13 protein-coding genes are annotated in these 19,507 nt (G+C 62.8%); 3 read left to right on the top strand and 10 right to left on the bottom strand.

What is annotated here, in order from left to right; translation table 11 throughout:
- Positions 1 to 117 precede the first annotated feature (117 nt).
- The 3 genes from AC07OF_RS24985 to AC07OF_RS24975 form a co-directional block, all read right to left on the bottom strand.
- A complete protein-coding gene (locus AC07OF_RS24985; protein ID WP_495073618.1) occupies positions 118 to 420 on the bottom strand; it encodes a DUF6124 family protein in 303 nt (100 codons plus the stop codon).
- A gap of 408 nt (positions 421 to 828) precedes the next feature.
- Positions 829 to 2,163: an MFS transporter gene (locus AC07OF_RS24980; RefSeq protein WP_476446830.1), complete on the bottom strand. Its 1,335-nt coding sequence runs from the start codon at positions 2,161 to 2,163 to the stop codon at positions 829 to 831.
- 210 nt (positions 2,164 to 2,373) lie between these two features.
- Positions 2,374 to 3,528 (bottom strand): iron-containing alcohol dehydrogenase, encoded by a 1,155-nt coding sequence (locus tag AC07OF_RS24975; protein WP_191831583.1) that lies wholly within the window; start codon positions 3,526 to 3,528, stop codon positions 2,374 to 2,376.
- A 371-nt stretch (positions 3,529 to 3,899) separates the two neighbouring features.
- Between AC07OF_RS24975 and AC07OF_RS24970 the strand changes: the two genes are divergently transcribed.
- From AC07OF_RS24970 to AC07OF_RS24960, 3 genes are all read left to right on the top strand, one after another.
- Positions 3,900 to 5,330 carry a hypothetical protein gene (locus AC07OF_RS24970; RefSeq protein WP_157193017.1) on the top strand — a complete coding sequence of 477 codons (1,431 nt, stop codon included), beginning with the start codon at positions 3,900 to 3,902 and terminating at the stop codon, positions 5,328 to 5,330.
- A 3-nt stretch (positions 5,331 to 5,333) separates the two neighbouring features.
- On the top strand, positions 5,334 to 6,794 hold the full coding sequence (locus AC07OF_RS24965; protein WP_157193016.1) for an acyl-CoA reductase: 1,461 nt from the start codon (positions 5,334 to 5,336) through the stop codon (positions 6,792 to 6,794).
- A 114-nt stretch (positions 6,795 to 6,908) separates the two neighbouring features.
- Positions 6,909 to 7,991, top strand: coding sequence for an NAD(P)-dependent alcohol dehydrogenase (locus AC07OF_RS24960; protein WP_495073617.1), 1,083 nt, complete (start codon positions 6,909 to 6,911; stop codon positions 7,989 to 7,991).
- A gap of 126 nt (positions 7,992 to 8,117) precedes the next feature.
- Here AC07OF_RS24960 and AC07OF_RS24955 read toward each other — a convergent pair whose 3' ends face one another.
- The 7 genes from AC07OF_RS24955 to treZ form a co-directional block, all read right to left on the bottom strand.
- Positions 8,118 to 9,200, bottom strand: a complete 1,083-nt coding sequence (locus AC07OF_RS24955; RefSeq protein WP_157193014.1) for an autotransporter domain-containing protein — start codon at positions 9,198 to 9,200, stop codon at positions 8,118 to 8,120.
- 312 nt (positions 9,201 to 9,512) lie between these two features.
- Positions 9,513 to 10,307, bottom strand: a complete 795-nt coding sequence (locus AC07OF_RS24950) for an endonuclease/exonuclease/phosphatase family protein (protein WP_157193013.1) — start codon at positions 10,305 to 10,307, stop codon at positions 9,513 to 9,515.
- A gap of 63 nt (positions 10,308 to 10,370) precedes the next feature.
- The gene (gene glgX, locus AC07OF_RS24945) at positions 10,371 to 12,509 is read right to left on the bottom strand and encodes a glycogen debranching protein GlgX (RefSeq protein ID WP_157193012.1); all 2,139 of its coding nucleotides are present in this window, start codon (positions 12,507 to 12,509) and stop codon (positions 10,371 to 10,373) included.
- A 135-nt stretch (positions 12,510 to 12,644) separates the two neighbouring features.
- Positions 12,645 to 12,887, bottom strand: coding sequence for a DUF2934 domain-containing protein (locus tag AC07OF_RS24940; RefSeq protein ID WP_157193011.1), 243 nt, complete (start codon positions 12,885 to 12,887; stop codon positions 12,645 to 12,647).
- A gap of 18 nt (positions 12,888 to 12,905) precedes the next feature.
- Positions 12,906 to 15,674, bottom strand: coding sequence for a malto-oligosyltrehalose synthase (locus AC07OF_RS24935; RefSeq protein WP_495073616.1), 2,769 nt, complete (start codon positions 15,672 to 15,674; stop codon positions 12,906 to 12,908).
- Positions 15,671 to 17,734, bottom strand: coding sequence for a 4-alpha-glucanotransferase (malQ, locus tag AC07OF_RS24930; protein WP_476446837.1), 2,064 nt, complete (start codon positions 17,732 to 17,734; stop codon positions 15,671 to 15,673). Before malQ ends, AC07OF_RS24935 begins: the two co-directional genes overlap by 4 nt.
- Positions 17,727 to 19,505, bottom strand: a complete 1,779-nt coding sequence (gene treZ, locus AC07OF_RS24925) for a malto-oligosyltrehalose trehalohydrolase (RefSeq protein ID WP_495073615.1) — start codon at positions 19,503 to 19,505, stop codon at positions 17,727 to 17,729. The genes malQ and treZ overlap by 8 nt, the downstream gene beginning before the upstream one ends.
- Positions 19,506 to 19,507 lie beyond the last annotated feature (2 nt).

Here is a 19,507-nt window from a genome sequence, read left to right as displayed (position 1 = left end):
GGCCGTATGTAGGAGCCAGCGGTTTTGCCTACTTTTTCCAAGAAAAAAGTAGGCCGCCGTAAGGGCGGAAGGGGCCGCCAGCGTCACCACACAAAATGGATAAGCTCACAGCCTTGGCTAATGGGGAGAGAAAATCCGCTGCACGCCAAGACCATCAAGCACCGCGTCGATCAACGCACGCGCCGCCTCGATGTGCTGACCAGCGCCGCACACCAGGGAGCGGTCGTTGAGCGTGAGATGATCGACCGCATCGCTGACCGTAGCCTCGGCACATTGCAGCAGATGACAAGCATGCAGCAGTGCTTCTTCGGCGGAAATACCGGCGCGGACAGCGAGCATGCGATTGGTACCGAACGGAGTGTTGGCGGTGGTGGCGTTGGAAAGGTCGAGACTGGGGGGATCGGGGACGAGCTTTTTCATGGGCAACCTCTGTCAGTGAAGCAACCATCCTTCGCTGCTAAACGAAGGTGGCAGCTGTACGCGGGTTAGCAGACCGGTGACAGAGAACCCGGCGCACCCGAAGGTGCCCCACGTACAGCCGCCATAACAGCGGTGCCAGTAGATCTCTGTCATATCCGGACTGCTAAATCCGATCGCTGGATTTTCCAACGACGGTCGCAGCCTAGGTCCATGAAGGGCTTGGCACAACAGAGCAACGGCGCCGGGAGTATGATTCAGAACGGTCTGACAGAAAACACCTACAATCTCGCGATTTGTCGATGCTGGTTGTGGGGGTGTTCTTGTGGGCGCTATCGCGGGGCAAGCCCGCTCCCACCGGTTACCTCAAATCCCGGTGGGAGCGGGCTTGCCCCGCGATGCTTTCAGACATTAAGCCAGCGCCTTGCCCTCGGGTGCCAAGCGCGCAGCGGGTATGGCGATCAACAGCAACAGCGTGCCCAACACCAGCAGCACCGCGATCAGGTCAAAGGCCAGGTACAGGCTGCCGGTAGCGGTTTTCACCGCGCCGACCGCGGTCTGGCTTAGGACGCCGGCGATGTTGCCGAGGCTGCTGATAATGGCGATCCCACCCGCGGCACCGGACCTGCTCAGCAGGGCGGGCGGAATGGTCCAGAACAGCGGCATCGCCGCCAGCGCCGCCGCGGCACCCAGGCTCACCAACAGCATCGACAGCACTGCGTGACCCTCGGCCAGGTCGAGCAGCCAAAAGCTCGCAGCCGCCGTCAACAAGGCCAGGCTCAGGTGCCAACGGCGCTCCATGTGCCGGTCTGAGCTACGACCGAGAATGTACATGGCGCACAACGCCGTCATGAACGGCAGGCTGGTCGCCAGGCCAATATGCTGCAAGTCCTGCAGACCAAAACCCTGCACCAATGTCGGCAACCAGTAAGAGACGGTATTGGAGGCGCTGTAGATGCAAAAGCACACCAGCCCGGCCACATACAACAGCGGATCACGCAATGCGCCGACGAATCCACTGTGCGACGCACTGGGGCGCGATTCGCCCGCCAGGGCGGTGTGGATCTGCTGCTTTTGTTCATCGTCCAGCCAGCGTGCCTGTTCGGGGCGGTCAGTCAGCCAGAAACGCCCGATCACTCCGAGCAATACGGCGGGCAGACCGGTCAAGACAAACAGCACTTGCCAGTCACGCAGCCCCAGCCAGCCATGCAGGTGCGCCATGATGGTGCCGGACAAGGGCCCACAGATCATGCCGGCGACCATGCCGGCCATGAAAAACGAGGCGGTGATGCGGCCGCGTATCGCGGCGGGAAACCAGTAGGTGAGGTAAAGAATCAGACCCGGGAAAAAGCCCGCCTCAGCGATACCCAGCAAGAAGCGCGCGACGATCAGTTGGCCGGGGCTGGTGACAAAGGCGGTGGCCACGGTGATCAGGCCCCAGAGGATCATGATCCGCGTGAGCGTGGCACGCGCGCCGACACGCTGCATGTACAGGTTGCTCGGCACCTCGAAGAGGATGTAGCCCAGGTAGAAAACCCCGGCACCGATGCCATAGGCGGCATCGCTAAGGAGGATGTCTTCGGCCATGCGCAGTTTGGCGAACGACAGGTTCAGGCGGTCGATGGCGTTGATGATGAAGGCCAGCATCAGATAAGGCATCAGACGCCAGATAACTTTTGTGTAGGTGCGTTTCAGCTCGGCTGATGCGGCGGAAGTCGCCGGGAAGGAGGGTATGGCGTCGCTCATTGAAGCGCTCCTGGGTTGCCCGATTATTGTTGTAGTGGCGCCGCAGTGGGCTGTTCAGGCGAGTATAAGGAGGTGTTGCCAGGGCAATGTTCCGGATTCGGTGATGCGCTCAACGCATTGGAATACAAGGGAAATAACTTGAAGACAGTGGTCGTCGGCAGGCGGGCTCCGCGTTTGGCGACGACCACGATTTACAAAGCGATTTTTTGTTTAGAAGACCTGCTGGTAAATGGCGTGAATGTCGTCCACGGTCAACTCGCGCGGGTTGTTGCCGAGCAGGCGGGTTTGCAGGCTTGCCTCCTTTGCCAGGATCTCCAGATCATCCTCGCTGACGCCCACGTCGCGCAGGCGCGTTGGCAGTCCCAACTGAGCCGGCAAGGCCTGCAGATGGGCGATCAGCGCCATCGCCCGTTCAAGGATTGCACCACGGCCATGGGGCAGCAGAATGTCTGCCAGCTCGGCATACAGCGGCGCTGCGGCTTCCAGGTTGAAGCGCATCACCGGCGCCAGCACCAGCGAATTGGACAGGCCGTGAGGCACATGAAAGCGCGCGCCCAATGGATAGGCCAGGGCATGCACGGCAGCGACCGGGGCATTGGCGAAGGCCATGCCGGCAAGGCAGGCGCCGAGCAGCATGTTCTCGCGCGCTTGCGCATCGGCGCCGTTGTCACACACCCGCTCCAGGTTGTCGCCCAGCAGGCGCAGCGCCTCGCGGGCGAGGCAGTCGGAAATAGGGTTCTTCAGGTGTCTGGAGGTGTAGGACTCGATGGCGTGGACCATCGAATCGATGCCGGTGGCGGCGGTCACGGCCTTGGGCAGCCCCAGGGTCAGGTCGGCGTCGAGCAAGGCAATATCCGGCAGCAGGGCAGGAGAGATGACCACATTCTTCTGGCCCTCGCCGGTGGTGATCACCGATACGGCGGTGACTTCGGAGCCGGTGCCGGCGGTGGTCGGCACCAGAATCAGCGGCAAGCGGCGGCCGTTGGTGCGCTCGATACCGTAGATATCGGCCAGCGATTCTTCGCTGCGGGCCAGCAATGCGGTCAGTTTGGCCGCATCCAGCGAGCTGCCGCCGCCAAAGCCGATCACGCAATCGGCGCTGCATTGCCAGGCCGCTTGCACCGCGTCGAGGATCACCGATTCCGGCGGGTCGGCCTGCACCTCGCTGAACACCTGCAGGGCAATGCCCTTTTCAGCGAAGCTTTTTTGCACCGGGGCCAGCAGGCCGGTAGCCAAGACCCCTGAGTCGGTGACCAGCAGCACGGAGCGGTGCCCCATGGTCTGGACCTGTTCGGCCAGGCGGGCAGCGGCGCCGCGTTCGATGATGATGGAGCGGGTGGTGTTGAACAGCAGGCGGCGCGTCATGGTGTGGTGTTCCCCGTTGATAGTTCGTTGGACCGGTGGCGTCCCGTGAGGTCAGGAGTCAACAGAGTAGGGAGGCAATGACGCACAGCCCCCCTCCCTTGACGGGGGGGCAAGTCGCCAGCCGCAGCCTTGCCTGCCAGACGTAACTGCTGTGCTTCGTGCACGTCTGACCATGGCAGACCCGGAATAACCCGCTCCGGTTATCGGAAGTAATCAGGAAAATATATATAAAACAGCAAGTTACGATGATTTTTCGAGTTCCTGAATCCGGAAATGATTTCGCCCTCAAGCCCCCTAAACTGGGCCTGCCAAACAGGCCGTTGCCGCGTAACGGTCAGGGCGCGATCGAGTGAATTCCAGGAGACTGTCCCTTGAAAAAAACAACAGAAGAACAGGTCGAGCTGCTGCTCAGCGACCCGGCAGCCCTGGTCGGGCACAGCTTGCAGGACTGGAAGCAAATGCCTGCCGAGCAGATTGATGAGCTGCAGCTGGCAGGTCTGAAACGCCGCTTCGGCGAAATGCGCGAGCGTATTGCGGTGCTGAAAAAACTGGCGGACGCCGAAGGCATCGAACACATCGAACAGCTGGACGACGTAGTGCCTCTGCTGTTCGAACACACTCTGTTCAAGTCGTACCCGCCATCGCTGCTGGAAAAGAACAATTTCACCGCCATCAACAAATGGCTGGGCAAGCTGGTGATTCCGGCATTGGCAGAAAAAATCGCGGCCGTTGACGTCAGCGCCTGTAAAGGCCTGGACGACTGGTTCGAAACCATGGATGCGCAAATCCCGGAGTTGTGCCTGAGCCACACCTCTGGCACCTCCGGTACGCTTTCGTTTCTACCCTGCAGCGCCCGCGAGTTTGAAAAAGCCTCCGAAGTACGCAAGCTCTACGCCTGGAACATGACCGGGCCGGACACCCCGAACCCGGACCTGCACACCGCCTACCCGTACTACCGCAAGGGCTACCTCAGCCATCTGCGCGGCATGGGCTCGCTGGCGCGCGTGCTGCTGCCGGATCCGTCGCATTTCCACCCGGCTTATCCGTCCACCCTGTCCAGCGATGTACTGCGCCTGGGCGCCAGGCTGCGTGCCGCGCACAACAACGGCACCCTCGATCGCCTGGTGGTAGCGCCGGAGCTGCTGGCCAAGAAAAAGGCCTTCGATCAGCAGCAGGCCGAGATGCCGCAGCATCTGGCGGCGTTTTTCGATGACATCGCCAGCCGCCTCAGGGGCAAGCGCGTGTACATCGGCGGCACCTGGAACCTGTTGCACAACATGGCCAAGGCCGGTCTGGAGCGCGGCCTGGAATCTGTCTTTGATCCCGACTCCTACATCATCACCACCGGTGGCGCCAAAGGTGTGGTGCCGCCGCAGAACTGGCGCGAGGAAGTCATGCGCTTTACCGGGGTGAAGATGTTGCATGAGTCCTATGCCATGTCGGAGGTGGTCAGCGGCTCGCACCTCAAATGCGAGCAAGGCAACTACCACTTCTCGCATACCGCGATCCCCTTTCTGCTCGACCCCGAGACCAGCAAACCGCTGCCGCGCCAAGGGCGCCAGACCGGGCGTGCGGCGTTCTTCGATCTGGGGGCGGACATCCATTGGGGGGGCTTCATCACCGGCGACGAAGTGACCATCGAATGGGATCAACCCTGCAGCTGTGGACGCCACAGCCGCTATGTCGTCGGGGCGATCCAGCGTTACAGCGAAAAGAACGGCGGCGACGACAAGATCACCTGCGCGGCGTCCGAACAATCCCATCGCGAAGCGATGGACTTCCTCAATACCCTGGAGGGCTGAGTCATGACCCACCCCATTGCTCCGATGATCATTCGTGGTCAAGTGATCACCGACAACCTGATTGAAGTGGGTGGCCGCGGCGGTGACCTGAGCTTCCTCACCCCCGATGCCAACAAGTACATCGACCAGCTGCCGCTGGGCAACCCGGCCAAGCTTGCGGATCTGTACAGCTTGAGCTTCGAGGACATTCTCGATTACGCCGTGGCGCTCGGCGAACGCCTGGCTCTGGACAAAAACCGGTACCTGCAGGAAGCCTGCGAGCTGTCGTACCTGACTGCGCCGACCACCCCGAGCATCGTCAAGGGCTCCTATATGGGCCTGCAGCACCTGCTGTCGCGTGAGTTGATCAGGGAGATGGCCGAAAGTACCGTCGGTATCAACTACCTGGAAGGCTGGGTGCCGCAAACCCTGCTCGACGGCACTCAACTGGAAGTGCGCTGCTTCGGTGCGCGCACCCTGCACATCGTTGCCGGCAACGCGGTGTCGTTGTCGTTGTGGACCATCATCCGCAACATGGTCCTGCGCAGCGATGCGATCATCAAGGCACCGTCCAATGACCCGTTCACCGCACTGGCCATCGCCCGCACCATGGTCGACATGGCCCCGGACCATCCGCTGACCAAACACCTGAGTGTCGCCTACTGGAAAGGTGGCGACGAGGCGTTCGAGCAGCGCCTGTACCAGCCGCAGAACCTCGAGAAAATCGTCGCCTGGGGTGGTTTTGCTTCGATGAAGCATGTCACTCGCTACATCCAGCCGGGTCTGGAACTGATTTCCCTCGATCCCAAACGCAGCGCCAGCATCATCGGCAAAGACACCTTCGACAGCGAAGCGAACATGCGCGAAGCCGCCGTGCGTCTGGCGGCCGATATCGGCGCGATCAACCAGAAAGGCTGTGTCTGCGCGCGCGTGGTGTACGTGCAGAGCGGCACGGACGAGCAAGGGCTGGAGCGCCTTAACGTCTTTGGCCAGTACGTCTACGAGGCCATGCTCGGCTTGCCCAACACCCTCAGTACCACGCCCAAGCGTTATGACCAGGGCCTGAAAGCCCATGTCGATGCGCTGCGCCTGGATGACGAGTGGTACAAGGTCATTGGCGGCAAGGCCGGCGAGGGCGCAATCATCTGCTCGCAGCTGCCCGAGCCGGTGTCGTTTGCCGCCAGCCTCGACGACCGTACTGCCAACCTGGTGCCGGTCGACGACTTGAGCGAAATGATGAACGCGGTCGATGCCTACACCCAGACCGTCGGTGTCTATCCGGAAAGCATCAAGGACCAGCTCAAGGACGTATTGCCGCTCTACGGTGCGCAACGCATCGTCTCGCTGGGTTATGCCGCGGCGATGAAATTTGCCGCACCACAGGACTCCATCGAGCCGATGCGGCGCATGGGTAAATGGATCTCCAACCAGATCGCCGCGCCGGAAACCAGCGCCGCACCCTGGCTGCGCCCGTCGATCTCGTAAATACAGCGACATTTCCCGTTGTGGGAGCGGGCTTGCCCCGCGATAGCGATCTTCCTGTCACATCGCATCGCGGGGCAAGCCCGCTCCCACCGGCCAATAACTGGAGCAACCACCATGACCACATGTATCGGCTACGGCGTCCATGAAGCCAACGCGCCGCTTGAACCTGTGCGCTTCGAGCGTCGGGCGCTGCGTGACGACGATGTCGCCATCGACATCGACTACTGCGGCGTCTGCCATTCCGACATGCACTATGTGCACAACGACTGGAACACCACGCGTTTTCCCTGTGTACCAGGCCACGAGATTGTCGGCCGGGTCACCGCCGTGGGCAGCGCCGTCAGCCGTTACCGTGCTGGCGATCTTGTTGCAGTCGGTTGCCTGGTCGACAGCTGCCAGCAGTGTGCGGCTTGCGAGGACCACCAGGAACCGCATTGCACCCACGGCATGACCCCGACCTACAACGGCCTGGACCGCATCAGCGGCGAAGTGACCCGCGGTGGCTACGCCCAGCACATCGTTGTGCGCGAGCAGTTTGTGCTGCGTGTGCCGCCGGCGCTGGACCCTCGCTTTACCGGCCCGCTGTTGTGCGCAGGCATCACTGTGTGGACGCCAATGCGCGCGCACGGCGTCAAGGCCGGTACGCGCCTGGCGGTCATCGGCCTCGGCGGCCTGGGCCACATGGCCGTCAAGCTCGGTGTTGCGCTCGGTGCCGAGGTTACGGTAATCACTACTTCGCCCGGCAAGGCTGATGATGCCCGCGCACTCGGCGCCCATCATGTGCTGTTGTCTGGCGAGCCGCAGGCGATGAAAGCGGCGGCCAGCAGTTTTGATCTGGTGCTCGATACCATCCCGCGCAGCCACAACGTCAATCCCTACCTGATGCTCCTGGCCCGTAACGGCACGCTGGTGCTGGTGGGGGCGCTGGAGCCGCTGGAGCCCATTCATGGTGCATTGCTGGCGGTCAACAACCGTTCGATTGCCGGCTCGTTGATCGGTGGCCTGCAACAGACCCAGGAACTGCTGGACTTCTGCGCCGAGCACCAGGTGCTGCCGAGCTGCGAGATGATCGAGATTCAGGACATCAACCAGGCCTTCACGCGCATGCACAACAATGATGTGAAGTACCGTTTCGTGATCGACATGGCGTCGCTCAAATCCGTCGATACCCAGGACGCGGGGGAGAGCACAAGGTAAAAAAACTGTACAGCTGCGCAGCCTTCTCTCGGGGGCTACGCATTGGTTCTGGCGGCGCATACACGCAAAGACTCCGTACTATCGCCGCCTTGAACGATGTCACTCACACCATTGCCTGTCGCCCCCTCACCACCTGACCCTGACCCCGAGGTTGCCGATCACCCCGTTCAAATCATTGTCATCGACATCGCTGCTGTAGTCGGCGCTGACGAACAGGGCCACTTTGGGAGTAACGCGCGCCACCAGGCCCAGGCCCAGTTCGACGGTGGTGGAGTTACGCCCGCTGCTGATCTTGTCGACCTTGTCCAGGCTGACGGTGTCGGCGTTAGAAAAGTCGTGCCAGACGTTGGTACGCAGGAAGGGTTCGATGGGCATACCGCGCACGTTGTAGCGCGCAGACAATTTGGCACCGACCCGGCCGGTCCAGTTTGGCTGCTGGTCGAAGGCTTGTTGGGTGTCGGTCTGGGTCTGGCTGCCGGGGAAGTACTGTTGGTTGATCAATTGCGCTTGCGGCTCGATCGTCCAGTTGGCGCCCAGGCTGATCGGGAAGCCACCTTCGACCGACAAGGTCAGCGCATGTCCGTCGCCATCCAGACGCTGGCCGTTTTCGCTACGGCCATTGACGTCGAAACGGGTGCCCATGGCCACCGCATCCACATGCCAGCCCTGATCGTGGGTCATGCTCCAGTACATACCCAGGCTTTCACCTTCGAGGCTGACGTTGGATTTCCGGTCGCCGACCAGGGGTTTGCGCATACCGTCGAAGCCACTGTGCAGGCTGCTGTGCCCCACGAAAAAACCGGCACGGTGAGTATTGCCGCTGCTGGTTTCACGGATAAACAGGTCCGGGCTGATCTGCAGGCTCTGGTTGTTCAGTTCCAGGCGCGAGGGCGCCGGTGCACCGTTTCTGATGGGGCTCGGAAAGAACGCGGCCCACTGGCTGGCGATCGTGTCGGAGGCTGATGAAGCGTTGCGCTCGGCCAGGCGCTCGGAGAACGCGCTGAGGGTGTTCAGGCCCAGGCCACCGGCATGGACCGGCGTTAGCGATAGCGCCGGCAAACTCTGCACCTGCGCTTGTACCAGGGTGTTGTACGGGTCGTTATCCTCCAGGCCCAACGCATGGGTTTCCAACGGGGTTGCAAGAAGCAGCGACGTGGAAACCGCGTAGAAAACATACTCAAAGCCAGCAGGATTCAGAGTTTTTTTCATGGCGGATCTCCTCTGTTATAACAGCCAAGGATTCTGGCCTGATGTCACGGGCTGTAAGGCAAAACCAGAGGGCGACCCAAACCAGCAAGACCGGTCCCTTTCGCGCGCTGAAAGGCGCGAGCTAGAGGCCCGGAAAGGAGTCTTGCAATGCTGCATTACATGTAGCTAAGGAGAGGAGAGGGCGGGCGTCAAGAATGTGTTAAATAACCGTTGTCAAGCTATTGGAGCGGCCAATTTGCTGAAATTAAACAATTATTTACATTTGATAGTCGTGATGGCGATTTCAGCCAGATTGGCTATGCCGAATCATTGCTAAAGCTGCACTTCAACAGCCAGCGGCAGATGATCGGACAGATGACTCCAGGGCTTGTTACCCAGGATCCGAGGTGCATGGCTGTTGGCGTTGCGCAGGTAGATACGGTCCAGGCGCAGCAACGGCAGGCGTGCCGGGTAGGTCCGCGCCAGCAGGCCGTGATGACGCTCGAATGCTTCATGCAGGCCCCGGTGCAGGCCCAGGGTACGGTTGCCGTGCAGCTTCCAGTCATTGAAGTCGCCGGCAATGATCACCGGGGCGTCAGCGGGTAGCGAGTCGAGCAAGCGGCGCAGTAACTGCAACTGCTTTTGCCGATGGCTTTCCAGTAGCGACAGGTGCACGCAGACGGCGTGCACGTGCGGCTGGCCAGGCACATCCAGCACGCAGTGGAGCAGGCCGCGGCGCTCGGGGCCGGTGATCGAGACGTCGAGGTTGCGGTGTTCGATGATCGGGTACTTGGACAACAGCGCATTGCCGTGGTGGCCATTGGGGTACACGGCATTGCGCCCATAGGCAAAGTCGGTCCACATGCTGTCGGCGAGGAACTCGTACTGCGAGGTTTGCGGCCAACCGGCGTGGCGCGCGGCGTGGCGGTCGTGGCTGCCGAGCACTTCCTGGAGAAATACGATGTCGGCCTGGGTGCTGCGCACCGCCTCGCGCAGTTCGGGCAGGATATAGCGGCGGTTGAAGGCGGTGAAACCCTTGTGGGTGTTGACGGTCAGTACCTGCAGTCGGCGCACGGCCGGCGCCGTCTGGGTGCTGGCAAGGCGAGTGGGGTCCGGTTCGAGTTTCACGGTTGCTCCTGGTGACCAAGCCTACTGCATGGGACCGGACCTGAAGGCGTCAGTTCCCGTTGTTCAACTGTCGTCTTCGGGTTGCAGCTCCAGCAGTACCAGCGAACGTCCCTGCACCTGCAGCGGGCTGTCGAAACCATGCCGTTCACCCTTGCGCAATTGTGGCCGATCGGTATCGATCAGGCAGTTCCAGTGTTGCCCCTCAGGCACCTGTGGCAGGGTGAAGGCCAGCGTGTCGTGATGGGCATTGACGATCAGCAACAAGGTGGCATCCGCCCCCGGGCGCTGGATACCGCTGACCTGGGCGCGACCATCCATCAACATGCCCAGGCAACGGCCCTGGCTGTCATGCCATTGCTCGACACTCATCTCGCTGGCGTCGGGCGCAAGCCAGGTGACGTCCTTGACCCCGATCGCCTCATTGTAGTCGCCGACCAGAAAGCGTGAGCGGCGCAACACCGGGTAGGCCAGACGCAGTTTGGTCAGGCGTTTGACGAACTTGAGCAGCGCCGCGCCCTCGTCATCCAGTTGCCAGTTGACCCAACCGATTTCGCTGTCCTGGCAGTAGGCGTTGTTGTTGCCGTGCTGGGTGCGGCTGAATTCGTCGCCGGCGACGATCATCGGCGTGCCCTGGGCCAGCAGCAAGGTGGCAAAGAAGTTGCGCATCTGGCGCAGGCGCAGGGCGTTGATTTCGGGATCATCGGTGGGCCCTTCGACGCCGTGGTTCCAGGAAATATTGTGGTTGCTGCCGTCTTCGTTGTTTTCGTCGTTGTCTTCGTTGTGCTTGTCGTTGTACGAGACCAGATCGCGCAGGGTGAAGCCATCGTGAGCGGTGACGAAATTGACCGAGGCATAGGGCCGCCGGCCGCGACGGTTGAACAGTTCGCCAGAAGCGGTCATGCGTGCGGCGAAGTCGGCCAGCTGGCCTTCATCGCCTTTCCAGAAGGCGCGCACGGTGTCGCGGAAGCGGTCGTTCCACTCGGCCCAGCCGGGGGCGAAATTGCCCACCTGATAGCCACCGGGGCCGCAGTCCCACGGCTCGGCAATCAGCTTGACCTGGCTGAGCAGCGGGTCCTGGCGACAGGCCACAAGGAAGCTGTGACGCTCGTCGAAGCCTTCGTGGTAGCGGCCAAGGATGGTTGCCAGGTCGAAGCGAAAACCGTCCACATGCATCTCGCCGGCCCAATAGCGCAGCGAGTCGGTGACCAGTTGCAGTACGCAGGGGTGGCTCAGGTCCAGGGTGTTGCCGGTGCCCGAATCGTTGATGTAAAAACGTTTGTCGTCGGCTCTGAGCCGATAGTAGGAGGCATTGTCGATGCCGCGCATGGACAGGGTCGGGCCCAGTTCATTGCCCTCGGCGGTGTGGTTGTAGACCACATCGAGAATCACCTCCAGGCCGGCATTGTGCAGGTGCGCGACCATCTCCTTGAACTCGGCGATCTTGCCGTTGGCCAGGTAGCGCGGATGGGGGGCGAAGAAGGCGATGCTGTTGTAGCCCCAGTAGTTGTTCAGGCCTTTTTGCAGCAAGTGCTGGTCGTTGACGAAGGCATGGATCGGCAACAGCTCGATGGACGACACCCCCAGCTGCTTTATGTGCTCGAGCAACTCGTCGCACATCAGCCCGGCAAAGGTGCCGCGGTTACTTTCCGGCACTGCCGGATGGCGCATGCTGATGCCGCGCACATGGGCTTCATAGAGGATGGTGCGGTCCCAGGGCACGCCGACACGCTGGTCGCGGCCCCAGGTGTAGGCCGGGTCGATGACCTTGCACTTGGGCACGAACGGAGCACTGTCGCGCTCATCGAAACTGAGGTCGCCATCGGCGTGACCAATGGTGTAGCCGAACAGCGCTTCGGACCATTTCAGACTGCCCACCAGTTGTTTGGCGTAAGGGTCGATCAGCAGCTTGTTGGGGTTGAAACGGTGGCCGTTCTGCGGCTCGTAGGGGCCGTGAACGCGGTAGCCGTAGATCTGTCCGGGGTGGGCATCGGGCAAGTAGCCGTGGAAAATTTCGTCGGTGTATTCCGGTAGTTCGATGCGCTCGAGTTCAACCTCGCCGCTGGCGTCGAACAGGCACAGCTCGACCTTGGTGGCATGGGCGGAGAACAACGCGAAGTTGACCCCCAGGCCGTCCCAGGTGGCGCCCAGCGGGAAGGGCAGGCCTTCACGGATTCGCGAGGGTTCGACGACAGTCTTCGGCATGTCATCAGGCTCCTTGTTGAGAGGTAAACCTGTGGGAGCTGGCCTTGCCAGCGATCGCAATATTCGCAGTCGCTGATGTGCTGTCAGCACTGGCCTCATCGCTGGCAAGGCCAGCTCCCACAGGAGGTGTGCCTATCAAGCCTGCGGCGGCTTCTTCGTCGCCCGCGGTTTTTTCACCGCAGCCGGTTTGCTCGGCGGTGACGCCGGAGCAGCCGGTTTGGCCCTGGCCTTGCGCGGCGTCGCCTTGGGCGCCAGGGCTTCGGCCTCGGCGAGTTTGCGTGCCATTTCCCAGTGCCGGGACTCCTGGCCTTCGGGCTTACCCTCCGATTCCCAGATCTGGTAGGCGAACTCTCGAACACGTTTTTCTTCGATACTCATCTCGACGCTCCTGAGGGTTTAGGCATGATCAATCAACAGGTTGACCGGGAACTCCTTGAGTGCAGCGCTGAGTAACAGCTCCTTTGAGGCTGTGACTACGCTGCTGGCAAAAAGTCCCGAGCAATGGGCAGGTGACAAGGCGAACGGCAACAGCAGCCGGGTATCTTCCCAGTGCTGCGGTGCAATCAACGGAACCGCGGTATCACCAAGCAAGCCACAGGCCAGGCGCGGCACAATCACGATCGCTCGCGCAGCGTCACAGATCCGGGCGAAGGCCAGCACCTGGGCGGCGTGTCTACCCTGCACCTGCAGTGGCAGATAGCGGCCCTGGCTGAACAGTTCGGGGTACTGCTGGCGCCGTTCCAGCACCTGGCTGATCAGCGCCTGTTTGATCCGGCCGTTGCGCCAATCCTGGAGCAGCTGCGCCGTGTTGGTGCTGTCGTCCAGCGCCTGGCGCCGGGCAGCAAAGTCCACGGCGCGACGGTTGTCCGGATCGACCAGGCTCAGGTCCCAGAACTCATTGCCCTGGTACAGGTCGGGCACCCCGGGGACGGTCATGCGCAGCAGGCACTGGGCGAGGCCGTTCAGGGCCCCGGCGCAGGCGATCGATTGCGCGGCCTGGGCCAGCGAATGGCGTAGTTGCTGGCATTGCGGGTCTTGCAGCAGGCCATGGATGAAGGCCAGGCACGCGTGTTCGTAGGCTTCGTTCGGCGCGCTCCAGCTGCTGCGCAGTTTGGCTTCGCGCAGGGCCTTGCGTTGCCATTGCAACAGTCGCTCGGCGTAGGCCTGCAGCGCCAGCGGATCGCTTTCGTTCAGGTCCAGGGGCCAGCTGCCCAGCAAGGTCTGGTACAGCAGCCATTCATCCGCCGCGCTCGGCGCCACGCCATCGGCCAGGGTGCTGCGCAGCGGCGCGGCCAGTTCACGCCAGTGCTCGACCCGGCTGACGAACCAGCGGCTGCGTTCGCTCAACACCGCCAGGCGCGCGCGGTTGTCTTCACCACGCTTGTGATCGTGGGTGGCAGTGCACAGCAGGTTGTGCGGGAACTGTTGCAGGCGCTGCTCACAGGCCTGGTGAAAGGCTTCGGGCGGTGCGCTGAAATGCTCGGCATCGAAGCCCACGTCGTTGCGCGAAAGCAGTAACGCCGAGCGGTAGAAGGCGGTGTCCTCGACGGCTTTGGCGGCCGTCGGTGCGGTTAGTTGCTGAAAGCGGATGCAGGCATGACGCAGGTGTTTACGCGACGGGCCGGGTGGCAGGCTGCGCCAGGGTTGGCCGCCGAGCCAGCGCTGCAGGGCGTCGAGCACCGGCCAGTCGCCTTCGCTGAGGTTTTGCCGGGCAGCCGCCATGGCGTGGCTGAAGAACGGCAGATCTTCGGCGCTGCGCCCGCCAGCATGCAGGTAAGTGCGGTACACCGGATAATGCTCGACCAGCGCCTGCAGCGCCCGGCGAATCGCGCCCAGGGTCAGGTCGCGGCTCATCAGGTCGTCGCGGGCGACCTGCAACAACGCCTGGGCAACCGATTCGAAATCCCCGGCCAGGCTGGTGCTGAGCACCTGCTGGCGGGCCAGGCGTAGTTCTTCGGCAAAGGCCGGGCGCTCACTGAGGGCACTCCAGGCTTCGCTGAGGATGTCTTCGCCCTCCGGGTCATGCTGCAACAGGCTGACCTGGTTCATGAACTCATAGCCGGTGGTGCCATCCACGCCCCAGTCACGGTGCAATTGCTCGTTGGCGCCGAGAATCTTCTCGACGTAGATCGGCAGGTGTTCCAGCGCCGCATGCAGCGGGCGCTGAGCCAACAGGGTATCGACGCGCCGGCGCAATTTGCGGCAATAGCCACGCGGATCGGCCAGGCCGTCGATGTGATCGATGCGCAGGCCATCGACCAGGCCGGTGCGGATCAGCTCGAAAATCTTCTGGTGAGTGGCTTCGAACACCTCGCTACGCTCGACCCGCAGGCCGGCCAGCTCGTTGATGTCGAAAAAGCGCCGCCAGTTGATGTCATCGGCGGCGGTACGCCAGCTGGCCAGGCGATAGGCCTGCTGTTCGAGCAGGCGGTGCAGGCGCTCGAAGCCTGTAGCTGTGCGTCCGTCAAAGGCATCGAGCAGGCTGCCGAGCGAAACCTTTGCGGCCAGCGCCTGCAGTTGCTGTTGCAGCAACACGGCCTTGTCGGCGGCTTGCGCCTCGCTGTGCAAAGCCTCGAAGCGTTTGCCCAGGGCGTGCACTGCAGGGTGCTCGCTCAGGCAGAGGATCTGTCCGTAATCGGCCGGGCAGACAGGAAAACGCTGCTCATGGTGACGGATGTGGAAGCTGCCATCGCTGGCCTGGAAGCACAACGGGATGTCGCCGGCCTGCAAGGCTGCGCCGTAGTCTCTGGCGAGAAACGGCAGCAGCAGCTGGCCTTCGAGCAGGGGATCGCTGGAGTGCCACTGGATATCGAAGAACGTGCTGTAGCGGCTGCGCCGGCCCCAGCTCAGCAGGTCTTGCCACCAGGGGTTGTCGCTGCCAACCGCCATGTGGTTGGAGACGATGTCGAGGATCAGGCCCATGCCATGCAGGCGCAACGCCGCCACCAGTCTGATCAGTGCCGCTTCGCCACCGAGTGCCGGGCTGACGCGGGTCGGGTCGATCACGTCGTAGCCATGCAGCGAACCAGGCCGCGCACTGAGCAGCGGCGAAGCGTACAGGTGGCTGATGCCCAGCCGGGCGAAGTAGGGCACCAGCGCCAGCGCGTCATCGAGGGTGAAGCCGGCATGAAACTGCAGACGCAGCGTGGCACTCAGGCTGTTCAACGGTCGCGCTCCCAGGCCTGCTCGCGGGCCTGGGCCAGCAGCTCCAGGCGCCTGGCGGCATCGGCATCGTCCAGCAGTGTGGTGGCCGGCAGGGAAAAGCGTCGGCGCCAGTTGGGATGGCCGTCGATGGTGCCGGGCAGGTTGGGTTGTTCGTCGATGCCCAGCAGGTCTTCCAGCGGTATCAACACCAGGGGCGCGCGGGTATGTCCCAGGTAACGGACGCAGGCGTCGATCAGGCTGTCAGGGTCGGGTCGTACCGCGTAGTTGTGCTCAAGGGTCTGTTGCAAACCCTGACGCTCCTGCTGGCGGAGGTCGCGCCAGTGCCGTTCGCTGGTGGCGTCGATCAGCGCCAGGCGCTGGTTCCAGTCGATGTCCCGGGCCTGCAGCCAGCCGGCCAGAGGCGGCAGGTCATGGGTGCTGGAGGTGGCCAGGGCGTTATCGGGCCAGTCGAGGATAGGCTTGAAGTGGCCGGGGCGCTCTTGCTCGAATTGCAGTACGCGCATGCCGAGAATCGCCCGTTGCGCGAGTTTTTCCCGTAGCCCTTCGGGCACGGTGCCGAGGTCTTCACCCAGCACGATGGCGCGGTGGCGCACGGACTCCAGGCACAGCAGGCGCAACAGGTCGTCCAGCGGATAGTTCAGGTAAGCGCCTTCGCTGGCATGCGCACCTTGGGGGACCAGCCACAGACGCTGCAGGCCCATGACATGGTCAATGCGCAAGCCGCCGGCATGGGCAAAATTGGCCCGCAGCATTTCAATGAAGGCGCGATAGCCATTGCGCCGCAAGCCCTCGGGTGAAAAGGCGCAGATCCCCCAGTTCTGCCCCGCGCGGTTTAGGGCATCGGCAGGGGCTCCGACATTGAGCCCGGCCAGCAGTTCATCCTGACGGCTCCAGGCCTGGCTGCCGGCACCGTCGGCACCGACCGCCAGATCCGCGATCAGACCGATGGCCATGCCATGGCTGCGGGCGGCGTCCTGAGCGCGTTGCAGGCTGCGTTCGATCATCCATTGGCAGAAGGCATGAAACTGGATCTGCTGTGCATTCTGTTCGGCAAAAACGCGCACCTCGGGGCTGTGCGGGTCGTGCCAGGCAGCGGGCCATTGCCGCCAGTCCTGGCTTATCCCCCCAACTTGCTCCTGCAGTGCTTCAAAACAGCAGTGTTGCTCAAGGGCAACACCGGCCTGTTCACGGTAGCTGTCGAAATCGGCCCGTAGCGGATCGTCGCCATCGATGAAGTCTTCAAACAGCAGGCGCAGCAGTTGGTAGCGTGCAGCCGCAGCCGCGGGCCAGTCGATCAAGGGTTGCTGTTCGAGCTGCTGGAGTTGTTCCTCCAGCCCCAGGGTCTCGATCGCCATACGCACGGCGCGTTCGCCCAACAGGGCGGCAGGGCTGGCGTACACGCTGTTGAGCCACAGGCGGCTGGACGGTGAATACGGACTGTAGCGCCGGGTATCGCTGGCGAACATGGCGTGCAGCGGGCTGATGGCCAAGGCATCGGCGCCACGCTCGGCAGCGCTGCGGGCCAGTTGTTCCAGCGCCAGGCAGTCGCCGAAACCGCCATCACCGGTACGGCGCAGGCTGTAGAGCTGGGCGCTGATACCCCAGCAGCGGGGTGTCGGGGTGTCCAGGGCATCCTGCAGGCTGAAGCAGCGTGTCGGGGCGACGGCGAGGGTGAAGTGCCGGTCGCCGATCTCTACGCGGTGATAACCGATCGGTAGTCCGGCGGGGAACGCACTGTGGGCGTCCAGTTGCAGTTGTCGCTCGGTGCCGTCTTCCTGCTGCACCCGGCACGGGCTGGCTGCGGGAAAGTACGCCGACAGGTCCAGCGCCTGCTCCACATCGACGGTGAACAGTGGCGGCATGTGCCGGGCATCATGGGCAACCTTGAGTGCGTGCAGGCTGGCGCTGATGCGTTGGGCATCATCGGCCGGATGCCCAAGCCCGGCCAGGACCTGGCGCAAGGCGGCATCACTGACGCGTTGCGCGTGGCCATTGGTATCAATCCAGTCCACGGCGATACCCGCCAGTTCGGCCAGTTGCTGCAAAAGTGCATCAGTCATGGGCAGGCTCCGGCGTAAGGGGGGGAAGCAGGCTGACGAGGGCGGAGTAAGCGCCCAGTTGATTGCGTTCCAGAGGGGCGTCCGTGCAGAAGTAGAGGTGTGTCGAGGCTTCGGGCAGCTTGCAAGGCACGGCGCTCGCAGCGAGGTTCAGGTCGATACGCAGCTCGCGGCCGTCTGCCAGACGCCAGCGGGCGGTCAGTGCCTTGTCGGCAATCACCTCGGCGCCCAGTGCACGGCAACCGGGCAGTTGTGCCGTGATGTGTTGCTGGCGCAGGTGCAACAGCTGTTGGTAGAACGCCTGCCAGGGCGAGTGCGGATCGTCGGGTATCTGCGGGCGCGAGTCGCTGTAGGTGGCCGGGGCGTTAGGGTCGGGAATTGCCGCCCTTTGTCCGGCGTCAGCGTAGGCCTTGAACCCGGCAAACTCGGCCCGGCGTCCTTCGCGCACGGCATCGGCCAGGGCATCGTGGTGGTCGGTAAAGAACAGGAACGGCTGCTCGCTGCCCCATTCTTCGCCCATGAACAGCAGCGGGATCATCGGTGACAGCAATAGCAGGGTGGTGGCGGCGCGCAGTGCCTGGGGCGGGCAGAGCCGGGTCAGGCGTTCGCCCCGGGCACGGTTGCCGACCTGATCGTGGTTCTGCAGGAACAGGACGAAGGCGCTCGGCGCCAGGTGGGCGCTGGGTTCGCCACGGGGTCGACCATTGCGGTCTGGTTCACCCTGAAAGACGAAACCCTGGCTCAGGCACTTGGCCAGCTTGTGCACGGTCGCCCGGCTGTAGTCGGCATAGTAGGCTTCATCTTCCCCGGTCAGCAGCACATGCAAGGCGTTGTGGCCGTCATCGTTCCACTGTCCGTCGAACACCCCTTCGAGCAAACTCGCCTCGTTATGCTCATTTTCAATTGTCAGCCAGACGTGTCTACCCGCCGCGATGCTCCGACGCACACGCTGGCTGAATGTATGGAGAAAATCCGCATCATCAATGGCGTGCACCGCATCCAGGCGCAAGCCGTCGAAGCGGTAGTCGTGCAGCCACATCAATGCATTTTCGATAAAGAAGTCACGCACCTGGCGGCGACGAAAGTCGATGGCGGCGCCCCAAGGGATACTCCGCTCCTGATGAAAGAACGCGCTTGCATAGTGATGGAGGTAATTGCCGTCCGGGCCGAAGTGGTTATAGACCACGTCCAGCAATACCATCAGGCCATGCCCGTGCGCCTGGTCGATCAGCTGGCACAGTTGCTCCGGTGTGCCGTAACTGTGTTGCGGGGCGAAAGGCAGCACGCCGTCATAGCCCCAGTTACGGTCACCGGGGAACTGGCCAAGGGGCATCAGTTCGATGGCCGTCACGCCCAGCGCCGCCAGCCGCGGCAACTGTTCGATCACCTGGGTGTAACCGCCCATAAGGCCGACGTGGACTTCGTAGATCACCGCTTGATGCCAGGGCCGGCCTTGCCAATGGCGGTGCTGCCAAGGGTAGGCAGCAGGATCGACGACCTGGCTGGGACCGTGCACGCCTTCGGGCTGAAAGCGCGACGCCGGGTCGGCCACCTGCAGTTCGCCGTCGATGCAATAGCGATAGCGACTGCCAGCCGTGGCCGGCCAACGCCCGCGGAACCAGCCATCGGTCCCGCGCTGCAACGGCAGGCGCCGGTCGGGCAGCAGGCAGACCTCGACGCTGTGGGCATCGGGTGCCCACAGCGCGAAGCGCACGGTGTTGCTGTCGAGCATCACGGCCCCGTGGGTCGCGAATTGATCTGACCTCAAGGGCATAC

This window comes from Pseudomonas sp. GW821-FHT10B02 (assembly GCF_059415665.1).
The sequence above is the reverse complement of the archived record's forward strand: the minus strand, read 5'-3'. Positions and strand labels throughout refer to the sequence as shown.